This is a genomic window from Mesorhizobium sp. M0437, from assembly GCF_040321335.1.
Classification (GTDB): Bacteria; Pseudomonadota; Alphaproteobacteria; order Rhizobiales; family Rhizobiaceae; genus Mesorhizobium.
Window position 1 is genome coordinate 1 of sequence record NZ_JAMYRK010000106.1, and the last position, 11,417, is coordinate 11,417.

An 11,417-nucleotide genomic window follows, 5' to 3' on the forward strand; every position below is an offset into this window, starting at 1 on the left:
ATCCTGGCCGCGGGGGGCCGCCCCCCCGAGGGGGCGGGTGGCGGCCGGCGTGGGGGAGCCGCCCAACTGCAAACGCCGCCCCCGGGCGCCGCCCCCCCCCCCGCGGCGCGCCCGCCCCCCCCCCCCCCCCCCCGCTGGTGGATCACTCGAAGTCCTTGACGTTCTGCAGCGTCACCAGTCCGGCGCCGGTATCCACATTGGCCTCGACGGGTTCCCCGCGGATGGCCTTGACGACGGTGTCGATGCCAAGCTCACCCATTTTCGCTGGAAATTGAGCTACGCTGGCGTCCTCCGCTCCCGACTTGATCGCTTCGATCTCACCGCAGCACGCGTCGAAGCCGACCACTATGAGGTTGTCGTTGGCAATGCCGGAATTGCTGATCGACTTGACGGCGCCAGGGATCGGCGGACCGCAGGCCGAGTAGATCGCCTTGAGATCGGGATTGGCGGTGAGGATGTCTTCGGTCACTGACGTGCCAAGTTCCAGCGTGCAGTTGGTTGCGCCCTTGCCGACGACATCGACTTGACGTCGCCCAATCCCTCCATCATGCCCGTGACCCGGTCATCCAGAGCCGGCACCCCGGGAACGCCTTGCAGGATACCGATCTTGTCACCCAGGCGCCCCACTTGAAGCCGGAAATACGCCTTCTCCCGCGAGAGCCTAAACGCCTCAAACCGGGCCATTGGTCCGGACGCGAGAAGGCCCTGGCTTTGCGTCCGGGACAGCCAGGACCCACTTATCCGACGGTGAATTCTGCGCTGCCTAAGCAGTGCGGCTGCACGCCCCTTTGCGATCCCGTTTGGGATCCACATTGAGGTTAACTCTGATGATCTGCCCCATCTTGTCAGAAAAGGACATTTCGCTTGACCTTACGAGTAAAGGAAAGCAATCAGCCTTGACAAAAATCGCGATTAGGATTGCGCGGACAACTGGGCTTTGATGAGCAGATGGTTCTCCGTGGTCTGTTCGACCGCGAGTGTCTCGGCTCGACGGGCATCGGTCGTGGCGTCGCGACCCCTCACGCTCTGCTGGGCACGATCTCTTCGCCAGTCGTGTCCGCTTGGCCCAGCCCGTTGACTTCGACGGCCTCGACGACGACCAGTCGATCTCATTTAGCCTGTACTCTGGCCGAGCTCTGCTAATTCCGCCTTCCTCCCTGCCCTTCGCAAAGATGCCGGCTGCTTCGAGTAGCTCATGTTCGGGAGTGACTCCGATTGGCACGGTCAGCTGATGGGGTGCTGGCGATTGTCGAAAATGAGCCGCTTCCGGGAATTTTCCACCAATTTGCATACTTCTCGTGTCGGGTGTCTGGGCAGTTCAGCAATGCCTAGATTCCTGACGCGGCGCATAGCGCAGTGAACAAAGAGGGCTCTCCACCAGCCGATGAGGCGGCCTTCGCGGAGGATTGAAGCATCTTCGGGTGTAACCCAACAGAATGTCTGCGTCGTCACATTAATCTGAGGCCGCGTCGCGCTCTGGCAAAGCACGGTCTGGTTCTCCCGCGGGTACTGCGATCGATCAGCTCCGCATCGTTGAGCGCAGAAAAACCCGCCTCGACTGCCGCTGAGCGCGCCATCCCCGCCTCTGGAACGGTTTACATACTTTGCCGTTGCTAAAGGCACCTGCAGGAGCCAGGCATGAGAGTGTTCCAACCAGTTTTGCCCCTCGCCGTGTTCGCGTTGCAACTCTTTGCCGTGGAGTCATTTGCTCAGACCGAGCAGCAAGATCCTCCGGGGCAAGGCGCATCATCGACAACCGAAGATGCCGAGGATGTCGGCGTCGACGTTTCGCTTGGCAGGCACGAAGTGAAACAGCAGATCGCACGGGAGCTTGGAATTTCCGAGGTGGAAGTGCCTCTGGCAGTTCATGTGCCTATCGAGCTCGCCAAGCGGGTCTGCGAGAAAGAGGTATTCGACGCACGCTCCAATGTGAACCGAAGCTGCACCGCGACGAAATACATCCCGGAAATTGCCGAAGCAGCACGAAATCGTCCGCAAACCTCTGCCGTTCCGGAGCAATAGTCGAAGACGAATACTATAGGATAGAGAAGGGGTGCTTGGCTTGCTCAGGGCGATCGACAAGGCGCCGCCACGAAAGTGTGGAGCGCTTGCGCGTAAGTTTTCAGGCAGCGTCGATATCCGCTTGGCTTCCGCGAGCAGTTGCGTCGAGGTGAGTTCAACTACATCGCAAAACAGGTCCGCGGTCCCTATACACTGCTGATCTGCTCGGCAACTTCGTCCAGGTTCGACCGCTGAGGGCGCCGACAGTTTCGTCATTCAGGACGGCAAGATCGTCGTCTGGTCCATTCACTACAGGTTGCACCCCAAGGCGGCTGGGTAAGCCGGCGGGCCTCTTCCACTCACCGCATCGGACTCGTCACAGCCTTTGTTCAGTACCGGCGTCATCCACCAGAAACGTCCTGATCACACATGCGGCGGCATTTCCTCGAATCGGCCGAAAAGCGGCGCAATTCACCCACACGTCGATCCTGCCGAAACGCGACACGGCAAAGCTGCGCATTCGCTCCACGGCCGCATCGCCCGCCATATCCGCGGCAAAGGTCAGCGCCTCACCGCCCAAGCCGGCACACTCCTTGGCGACCTTGTCGAGTGCGTCCGCGTTTCTTGAGACCAGCACCAGCCGTGCGCCTTGCGCGCAAAACCCAGAACGGTCGCTCTGCCGATGCCGCTGGAGGCGCCGGTGACCACCACGACGGCTCCCAGCACGTCGGCCATTCGTCAAAACCCTATCGGGATCGTTCCGAGCGAGAGTTGAGCTCCTCACCTTGTTCGGGATGCATCCCTACCCTGTGCTCGTAGACAAGCGTTCCGCCTTTCCAGCCGGTATAAAGGAGTAGCAGAACGACAATCGTGGACAGCGCCAGGCCCCAGGGCAAGGCGCCCTCGGCGGCACCGGCACTTAGGCGCAGGATGAAGCTGGCCAGCGCCAGCACCACGGCCACGACGTTGCCGACCATATGGTGCCACGCGGCATTGATGGACCGCACCCTTGAATTTCCAAGAAAATCGGCAAAGCCGGCCAGCGCCGCGGCAGCGCTCATCAAAAGGGCAAAGCCGAGCAGCCAGAAGGATGCTTCGGCCCAGAATGCATTGCCGGTCGACCAGAACACTAAATCCGACAGGAATACCGATACGAGCAATGCGATCGGGAAAGGGATGAGCATGGGGTGAATCGGATGGCTGCCGATCTTTGCGGTGGTTGCAACGCCCAGCAGATGATTTGCGCGATCGTCAGCCATGCCAAACAACGTTGAAGGCGGCCCGGGGGTTCCAATCCGGCGCGAACAGCTTCGATCAGCGCTATCGAGAGTTGTTCTCAGCGGCGCGATGCGCAGGATTAAAACCTGCGACTTAAATATTCCGAGCCGCGCAGCCGAACCGCCATTCGGCCTCGGCGGCCTTGGAAATGCCGATCCTGCGGCCTGTCAGAACGTGCTGCGTTCGCGCGGTGGGCTGACGTAGGCCGGGTCTCGACGATGATGCCGCCGACGCCGTGCAAAGCGCCGGCCCTACCTGTTGTTTTTGAGGAGACGAGCTTCCCTCAGGATTGAGCCGCGATCGAAGCCGACCAGCGACACTATCTCGCGTATCTGATGTTCGGATGCGCCTGACTCTCGCGCGAGTTCGCTGACGATTTCAGGTTTCAGGCCGGGCCGTGCTTGTTCTTCCGCCATTACATTGTGCCTGGTGTCGGGCCCAAGAGTGCGATAGTCGCCCCCAAGCGCAGCGGCCATGTTGTGTTGCTAACGATTTGCTATTGTACGCTTTCGGACCAATTCTAGCCAGGGGATTCGCTCAGGACCGTCCAAGCGCCTGCCGGGAAGCCTCGACAGAAGTTCTTCCTCGTCCACTAGTCCGGCTATGTAATTTGCAATGATCCGGGACGCCAGCGCTTCGCGTCGCTGTCAGATAGAGCGTCGGACTTGAGCCGGTCGAACACGCGGCCCAGCAGCGCTAGTTCAGATGGATAGAAGACGCCCGCCTCTTCGGCTTTTCGGTGGATCGGCATGTGATCCTCCCACGCCGGATGAATATGCTGCGCAACTAATCCCATTCGGCGACGGGAGTTAAGAACGAGCGGTCGCATCCCTGCAGGTGGTGTAGCTCGGCGGTACCGAAGCCGCTCGCGAGCGCGCCCTCGATGGCGCTGTTAGCGAGTGGCTTTGCGTTGGTCATCGAAAGTTCGCCGGTAAAGTGGGGTTTGCTGACACAACCCGATTCGAAGGAACCATCGATGACCGATGACATGATGAACCTGCGCGCGCCCGTGGAGAAGACTCCGGATTGAACGAAGCCGCTGACGCGTCATTTGGTGCGTAGGTTTGCGGATGACGCTTCTGATTTGAAAGATTGCGGCTGTTGAAGCGCAATCTTGAGAACAGGAGTTTGAGATGGCCCAGTTGAGCCCTCTTCGCCGACGAATGATCGAGGACATGACGATCCGCAATCTGTCGCCGGCTACCCAGCGATCCTGCACGCGGTGACCAATTTTCGCGCTATTTCGACCGCTCACCGGACCGGCTCGGCCTGGAGGACGTCCGCGCCTCCCAGGTCCATCTGGTTTCGGCGGGAGTCTCGTGGCCGGCGCTGAACCAGACGGTGTGCGCGCTGCGGTTTTTCTACGGCGTGACGTCCACTTCATGAGGAACGTGCTGGCCCATGCCGGCAAGGGCGCTGCGTCGTTTCCGCTTTCATCGCCAGCGCCTTCGCCCAGGAAACGCCCGAGGTCGCGAGCACGCAATGGCGCGCCGTGGCTGATCAGATCCGGCCCAAGGTCCCGAAGCTCGCCACCATCATGGACGACGCCGAGCCCGATATGCTTGCCTAAATGACTTTCCCCAAGGAGCACCGCGCCAAGCTGCACTCGATCCAACCCGATCGAGAGCCTCAACGACGAGATCAAGCGGCGCACCGAGGTCGTCGGCATCTTCCCAAATGATGACGCCATCGTCCGCCTGGTTGGCGCGATCCTGCTCGAACAGAACGACGAATGGGCCGTGCAGCGCGCTAGACACATGACGCTGGAAACCATCTGCCAAATGAGCGTCTGCCTGAAGGATTTCCGCTGTCATCGAGTCCTTCGGCCGGATTTTTCGCAGCGGACCTTTGCCCGCACCCTCGCGCCGCTAATCCGAGAGGCAGCGCGATAGCTCCTCACTTGTCTCCCAATCAATACGTGATCCTCGTTCCGGAACGTCCGCAATGGACGCGGAGCCGAGATGCTCAAGCCGCTGCTGACGCGGCGGACTAGAATCAGGGGTCAACCCGACCGTCGCTCGCTGCTGGCTGCCGGTGTGCCGTGGCCGAAGGAACAACAAGAGACTGGTCCAGTTAGAGCCATGCATGCGTCGATAGAAATGAAAGAGGAGATGACAATGGCGACGAAAAAAAGCTCTCAGGGCAGCTCCAAGGGCTTGGAAGACCTTTTCTATGATGGTCTGAAAGACATCTACTACGCCGAACGCAAGATTCTGACGGCCCTCCGGAAAATGGCAAAGGGCGCGGAGTCCGAAGAGTTGAAGGCGGCGTTCGAAAAACATCGTGACGAGACAGAGGGTCAGATTGAGCGTCTGCAGCAAGTTTTCGACGCGTTTGGCAAGAGAGTCCAAGGGAAAACGTGCCCGGCGATCGACGGCATCATCGAAGAAGGACAAGAGATTTTGGAGGAGTTCCAGGAGGCTCCGGCATTGGACGCGGGTCTCGTGGCTGCAGCCCAGTCCGTCGAACATTATGAAATAGCGCGCTACGGAACTCTTGTCACATGGGCCGGCTTACTTGGTCTGAAAGACGCAGTCCCGCTACTCGAACAGACGCTCAAGGAAGAAAAAGCAACCGATGAGGCGCTCACCCGACTAGGCGAAGCAGGCGTCAACGAACGGGCGATGCAACAGGCCGCATAACTTCGGATCGACTCGACGCGACCGCGGCCAAGGCAGACGAGATTGGAGCTTGGTTGTATTCGCCAATCCTGGCACACGCGTATAGGCCGCCGAGCCGTCGACGTGGTTGGTAGCCGACCGGTTTCGACTAGCCACCGGAACTGACAATGGGGACTGCGAATGCGATCACTTGCGCACGTCTTGGGCGACAGGATGTTGGTATGAACGAGGATACCGCTCGTCGGCCCACGGCAGGCTCTTCCGGGTTCGACAGCTTTTTCATGGCTGGTTTCGAGTGTTCCTCCCACAGGCGCGCCGACGGGGCCCGTCTTGATCTGATCCGCGCGACCTCACATGACATCCATGCACATGGCGACTATCGCCGTTGTGCCGAGCTTGGGCTTCGCACGATCCGCGACGGCTTGCGCTGGCACCTGATTGAAACGGCGCCCGGAGTCTTCGACTGGTCGAGTTGGACGTCGGCGATCGAAGCAGCCCAGGCGGCCGGGGTGCAGATTATCTGGGATATCTTCCACTATGGCTCGCCAGACCATATCGACCAAGGTGGTCCGGGGTTTATCAAGGCCTACGTCCGTTTCGCCGCGGAAGCTGTTCGGGTTCATCGCTCCGCAACCGGGGTGGCTCCCCTGGTGTGCCCGATCAACGAGATTTCGTTTTTTGCATGGGCGGTGGAGGTCGGCTATTTCCCCCGCGTCGGGCCGAACAAGCGTGGATGGTTCAAACGACACCTTGTCAGGGCAGCGGTCGCCGGCGTGAGGGCCATGCGGGAGGCCGAACCCGGCTGCAGGTTCATCTGGGCTGAACCGCTGATCCATATTGCTCCTCGTGACCGTACTCACCCCGAGCGGCGGCGCGCCGAAAATGCTCGCCAGGGCCAATTCGAGGCGTATGACATGCTGATCGGGCGCGTGGAACCGGAGTTGGGCGGCAGCGAGGACGTTGTGGACGTCATCGGCCTCAACTTCTATCCGCACAACCAATGGTACTTGAATGGCCCAACGATACCGATGGGGCACCACGAATACCGTGCACTTTCGGAAATGCTGGTCGAGGTCGCCGAGCGATACAAGAAGCCGATGTTCATCGCCGAGACCGGCGCCGAAGGTTCAGGCCGGCCAGCCTGGCTTCACTACGTTTGCGACGAAGTGCGCGACGCGACGAGCCTCGGTGCACCTGTTCAGGGTATATGCCTGTACCCGGTGACGGCCTACCCAGGTTGGGACAATTCGCGCCACGCCGAAGTCGGCTTGTTCTCCACCATTCATGCGGACGGCTCGCGCACTGTTCGCAAGCCACTTGCGGACGAGTTGGAGCGCCAGCGCCAATCGTTCTTGGCGTTTGAGGAACAACAAGCAAGGGCGCCTTAGGCTCGCTGATACGAACAGTGCGCGCTTTTCAGCTGCATCAACAGCACAGCATATCTAGAGCTGTTCGCCGAGAAGCCGAGAAACATGGGCCTCTTTGGCCGTGGGTCGCCCGACGCCGGTCAGGCCGGCGCATCATTCACTCGGCCGCCTCGCGCTGCGTCGGCGTGACGAGCATCCCGTTTGCTGGCAGGCGTGTCTGAATGCGCCCGAACGTAGCCAATGCCTGGCCGACCACCTGATCCATATTGTAATAGCGATATGTTGCAAGACGTCCGACGAACCAGACCTCCGGACACGCCGCGGCCAAAGCTTCGTATCGTTTGTACAAAGCCTCGTTTTCGGCCCGCGGCACCGGGTAATAAGGATCTCCGACGTCGGTGGGGTATTCGTAGGTGAGGCTGGTCTTCGGACTCTGCTGACCGGTCAGATGCTTGTACTCGGTGATCCGTGTGTATTTCTCCGTCTGCGGATAGTTGACGACGGCGACCGGTTGAAACTGCTCGCAATCAAGCGTCGTGTGCTCAAAGCGCAGCGAACGGTAGGGCAAGCGACCAAGCTTCCAGTCGAAATACTCGTCGATCGGACCGGTATAGATCATCCGCTGGAAGGGGATCTTGTCGCGAATTTCGCGGTAGTCGGTCTGCAGCATGATCTTGATCTTAGGGTGATCCAGCATGCGCTGAAACATGCGCGTATACCCGCCTGCCGGCATGTTCTGAAAGCTGTCGCCAAAATACCGATCGTCGCGATCGGTCCGGGTCGGGACTCGCGCCGTCACTGACTTGCTCAACTGGGAAGGGTCGACACCCCACTGCTTCCTCGTGTAGCCGCGGAAGAATTTCTCGTAGAGCTCTCTGCCTACTGTGCTCACCACGACGTCCTCGGCGGTGCGGACTTCTTTGACCGTTTCGCGTCGGAAAGCGAAGAAGTCCTGCAGCTGCTCGGACGTCAATTCAAGGCCGTAGAGGCGGTTTATGGTGTCGAGATTAATCGGTATCGGCAGCAGCTTTCCATCGACCAGCGACAGCACGCGATGTTCGTAAGGCCGCCATTGCGTGAATTGCGACAGATAGTCGACGATCGATTGGGCGTTGGTGTGAAAGATGTGAGGCCCGTAACGGTGAATTAGTATTCCCGCCTCGTCGTAGCAGTCATAGGCATTGCCGCCGACGTGATTTCGTCGGTCTATAATCAGGACGCTTTCCTGCCGTTGCGATGCGATACGCTCGGCCAGCACACTGCCGGCGAAACCGGCCCCTACGATCAACCAGTCGAACACGCTCACGCCCTCCTCAGGAATGGGACGACGCTCTTCATCGCATGGGCGCGCTCGATGTGGGCAGCCATCGCGCTCCAGGTCTTCTCCCAGGACATGTCGGCGAGGTAGCCGTCGGCCTTCTTCACCAGGAAATCGCGGGGGTGGGCCAGGATCGAGCGAAGCTTGGCCTCGATGTCCTCCGCCTCGACAATCTCGACAAGGCCTTCGACCCCGTAGGTACGCACAACGTCGACGATCGCCGTGGACAACACCGGCAGTCCTGCCGCAAGAAACTCGGGAGTCTTGGTCGGGCTGATGTAGCGGGTCGCTTCGTTGAGCGCGAACGGCATCCACCCGGCACTCCAATGCCTGAGATAGTTCGGCAGGTCTGCATAGGACTTGCCGCCCAGCCAATGCAGGTTGCCTGCCGTGGGAAGGCTCGCTCGATCGATCTTGACGACAGGGCCGAGCATGACAAAATGCACGTCTGGCATTGCCGCAGCCGCCTGCGCGATAAGTTCAAGGTCGAGCCGTTCGTCGATGACCCCGAAGTACCCCACCCTCGGGTGAGGTATGTCGGCCTGATCGAACGGGTCCTCACCTGGCGCCCTAGCCTGATGGAAATGGGTAACGTCGATGCTGCTCGGGAAGGGAAAGATCGCCCGATGCAAGCTGCGCTTGGCCTCGTAGAGGCTCTGCCCGCCCGTGAAGACGACATCGGCACGCTGCAACAGCGCCTTTTCCAACTGCGTCAACTCTGCGGGAGCGTCTTTGAACGCGGAGAGTTCATCCATGCAGTCGTAGACGCAGACGTCACAGGAGAGGTGATCGCTGAAGCGTAGCGCCATGGGCGTGTAATACCAGGTCGTCAATCGGTCATGCGGCGTGGAGGCGAGGATCTGATCGACGAACCTGCGCTGGATCGCGTCCGCCCTGGTCGCGGAGGTACCAACTGGGATCAACGGCGTCACTATTCTGATCGTCGGGGTAATATTGTGCACCCGCATCGAAGGGTGGCGCCTCTCATCGAAGATCGGCTCTTCGAAGTAAATTAGCTGTTGCTGTTTTGACGCCAGGGTTAGAATGTGTTGTGGTCTCTGATATACGAAGTTCCATCGGAGGTGTGAAAAGCAAATTAAAATAGACGGTTGTACAGCGATTTTTCGTGTTTTGGGCCGGCCCGCCGCCATTTCCATGTAGATTATCCTTCGATATAGTTAGAAAATGCCTCGATTAACGAAAAGTCAATCGAGGCAGCTTTGACATGAAGTTCGCAGCCTTCTATATAACTTCCATCCCAGTAAGTTGTTCCACAGCTGCAAAACTGTTCAGGCGAGACCAGCCGTCCGCTCCACTTGCGATGGCTCAACACAGAAGGGGCGAGCCGGCCGCCCCCATTGATCCACATGATGAGGCCCCTCGCGTCAGGTCGGGCTCTCCAAATGTGGCCCTTTGCCACAGAGCGGTTGAAATCCTTCTATCGTTCAACAACCGTTCATCGGCGGAGCTATAAATACGCTTGGAATCGGTTTATCTGAGTCGCGCCGGTGGTTCATTTAATGGAGACCGAGACGAATCGAGGGATGGCTGGCGAATGAAGATCGACTTTGAAACCAACGTCTTTCCATTGTTTCACCCGCAGGTCGTGGATGACCTGAAGGACCCTTGTCCCGTTTTCGACGGCACGCTCTGGCACGTCTTCGGCTCAAGCGGTACGGTCACGACCGAAAGCTGGAAGATTCTCCACGCCACGGCGCCGGATCTCTACGGGCCCTGGACAGAGCACGCGCCGACCGTCTTGCCTATAGCCGGATCGGGGGTTGCAGCGCCCGGCGTCATTCATGAGTGCGGCGTCTTCCATATGTTCATCCAGACCGAATTCATGAAGTCCGGCGGACGTTGCGAGCACGCGGTCTCCAATGACGGCTTTCATTGGGTGGTGCTCAATCCGGCGATATTGTCGCTGCCCGACACCGATGAGGACGGCATCTACGATCCCCATCCGGCAATCGTCGACGGCAAGCGCTATATCGTCTATTCAGGCATGCCCAAGTTCACCAGGGTGCCCCAGCCTGATGTCTATCTGGCGCGCAGCCAATCCGATTCCTGGTTCGGGCCATGGAAACGTCTCGGCAAGATACTCGATCATCTCGACGTGCCGCATCACAATGCGCGCGAGCACCCCGACTACGAATGGGGGATCGAAGGCGCGCAGCTCGTCGAGCTGCCGGACGGTCGTGTGCTTCTCAACGCCACCTGTTTCCTCCCCGACGGCCCCCGTGGAAGCCGTCAACGCGTTTTCTTTGCTATCGCCGATAGGGTAGTGGGTCCTTATGTCTCTGTCGGCCCCGTCCTTGATCCTGGTGAGCCCGGCGAGAATGGCCATTCGACGGTGATGATCGACGGCCGGCAACTGACCTTGTTCTACCAGAGCAGGCGTGAGGCTACGAACCATCGCTGGCGGTTCGGGTTGGCTAAGTGTGACCTGGATCGGCATATACTTTCGAGAGTTGCCTAGATGGTAAGTTCCGGCATTTGCCGGAACGGAGGATGCCCTGGCTGTTGGTTGGTGGGACGGATCGCTTTGTACTGGTGATTGAGGGTAGCAGGCGATTCGCAGCCAGTGGGCAAAGCTTGCGACGAGGGATCTATACACGTCAGGCAAGCCGGTCGCCTCATGGACGGCGGTGACAGCTGCAAGCCTAACCTAGCAATGAACTGTAACTGAGCGCAGCAACGCGGCCAGTCGATTCACGCGGTTTTGATCCTGAGCACAATGTCCTGATCGTAATTTCCAAAGCCCTTGCCGAAAATATTGATCCCGCCGGGGCGCTTGGCGTCGTCCTTGACGCCGATACGGACGCGGATTGA

General features: G+C 59.5%; 12 protein-coding genes and 3 pseudogenes. 6 read left to right on the plus strand and 9 right to left on the minus strand.

Annotated elements, in window-relative coordinates; translation table 11 throughout:
- Positions 1–142 precede the first annotated feature (142 nt).
- The gene (locus tag NKI72_RS32505; protein ID WP_352851961.1) at positions 143–469 is read right to left on the minus strand and encodes a sugar ABC transporter substrate-binding protein; all 327 of its coding nucleotides are present in this window, start codon (positions 467–469) and stop codon (positions 143–145) included.
- A gap of 1,169 nt (positions 470–1,638) precedes the next feature.
- Between NKI72_RS32505 and NKI72_RS32510 the strand changes: the two genes are divergently transcribed.
- A complete protein-coding gene (locus tag NKI72_RS32510) occupies positions 1,639–2,022 on the plus strand; it encodes a hypothetical protein (RefSeq protein WP_352833027.1) in 384 nt (127 codons plus the stop codon).
- Positions 2,023–2,377: 355 nt separating this feature from the next.
- On the opposite strand, the gene NKI72_RS32515 is transcribed toward NKI72_RS32510, so the two are convergent.
- The 5 genes from NKI72_RS32515 to NKI72_RS32535 all read right to left on the minus strand — a co-directional run bounded on the left by NKI72_RS32515 (position 2,378) and on the right by NKI72_RS32535 (position 4,269).
- Positions 2,378–2,785: an SDR family NAD(P)-dependent oxidoreductase gene (locus tag NKI72_RS32515; RefSeq protein WP_352833030.1), complete on the minus strand. Its 408-nt coding sequence runs from the start codon at positions 2,783–2,785 to the stop codon at positions 2,378–2,380.
- Positions 2,748–3,260 carry a DUF2231 domain-containing protein gene (locus NKI72_RS32520; protein ID WP_352833042.1) on the minus strand — a complete coding sequence of 171 codons (513 nt, stop codon included), beginning with the start codon at positions 3,258–3,260 and terminating at the stop codon, positions 2,748–2,750. The genes NKI72_RS32515 and NKI72_RS32520 overlap by 38 nt, the downstream gene beginning before the upstream one ends.
- Before the next feature lie 270 nt (positions 3,261–3,530).
- On the minus strand, positions 3,531–3,695 hold the full coding sequence (locus NKI72_RS32525) for a hypothetical protein (RefSeq protein ID WP_352851962.1): 165 nt from the start codon (positions 3,693–3,695) through the stop codon (positions 3,531–3,533).
- Between the two features lie 185 nt (positions 3,696–3,880).
- Positions 3,881–4,030 (minus strand): hypothetical protein, encoded by a 150-nt coding sequence (locus tag NKI72_RS32530; protein ID WP_352851963.1) that lies wholly within the window; start codon positions 4,028–4,030, stop codon positions 3,881–3,883.
- Positions 4,031–4,065: 35 nt separating this feature from the next.
- A complete protein-coding gene (locus NKI72_RS32535) occupies positions 4,066–4,269 on the minus strand; it encodes a hypothetical protein (protein ID WP_352833031.1) in 204 nt (67 codons plus the stop codon).
- Between the two features lie 143 nt (positions 4,270–4,412).
- Between NKI72_RS32535 and NKI72_RS32540 the strand changes: the two are divergent.
- The 4 genes and pseudogenes from NKI72_RS32540 to NKI72_RS32555 all read left to right on the plus strand — a co-directional run.
- Positions 4,413–4,653: pseudogene (locus NKI72_RS32540) on the plus strand (phage integrase N-terminal SAM-like domain-containing protein); the annotation flags it as partial.
- Positions 4,587–5,066 (plus strand): annotated as a pseudogene (locus NKI72_RS32545) (transposase); the annotation flags it as partial. The pseudogenes NKI72_RS32540 and NKI72_RS32545, both read left to right, overlap by 67 nt.
- 330 nt (positions 5,067–5,396) lie before the next feature.
- Complete coding sequence (locus NKI72_RS32550) at positions 5,397–5,921, plus strand: YciE/YciF ferroxidase family protein (RefSeq protein ID WP_352833044.1); 525 nt, start codon at positions 5,397–5,399, stop codon at positions 5,919–5,921.
- 200 nt (positions 5,922–6,121) lie between these two features.
- On the plus strand, positions 6,122–7,288 hold the full coding sequence (locus NKI72_RS32555) for a glycoside hydrolase family 1 protein (RefSeq protein ID WP_352851964.1): 1,167 nt from the start codon (positions 6,122–6,124) through the stop codon (positions 7,286–7,288).
- 136 nt (positions 7,289–7,424) lie between these two features.
- On the opposite strand, the gene glf is transcribed toward NKI72_RS32555, so the two are convergent.
- Together glf and NKI72_RS32565 are read right to left on the minus strand one after the other, a co-directional pair.
- Positions 7,425–8,567: a UDP-galactopyranose mutase gene (gene glf / locus NKI72_RS32560; RefSeq protein WP_352851969.1), complete on the minus strand. Its 1,143-nt coding sequence runs from the start codon at positions 8,565–8,567 to the stop codon at positions 7,425–7,427.
- Positions 8,568–8,569: 2 nt separating this feature from the next.
- Entirely contained in the window at positions 8,570–9,742 is a 1,173-nt protein-coding gene (locus tag NKI72_RS32565) for a glycosyltransferase family protein (protein WP_352851966.1), read from the minus strand.
- Positions 9,743–10,140: 398 nt separating this feature from the next.
- Between NKI72_RS32565 and NKI72_RS32570 the strand changes: the two genes are divergently transcribed.
- Positions 10,141–11,064, plus strand: coding sequence for a glycoside hydrolase family protein (locus NKI72_RS32570; protein ID WP_352851967.1), 924 nt, complete (start codon positions 10,141–10,143; stop codon positions 11,062–11,064).
- A 233-nt stretch (positions 11,065–11,297) separates the two neighbouring features.
- On the opposite strand, the pseudogene NKI72_RS32575 reads toward NKI72_RS32570, so the two are convergent.
- A pseudogene (locus NKI72_RS32575) lies at positions 11,298–11,417 on the minus strand (transcriptional regulator); the annotation flags it as partial.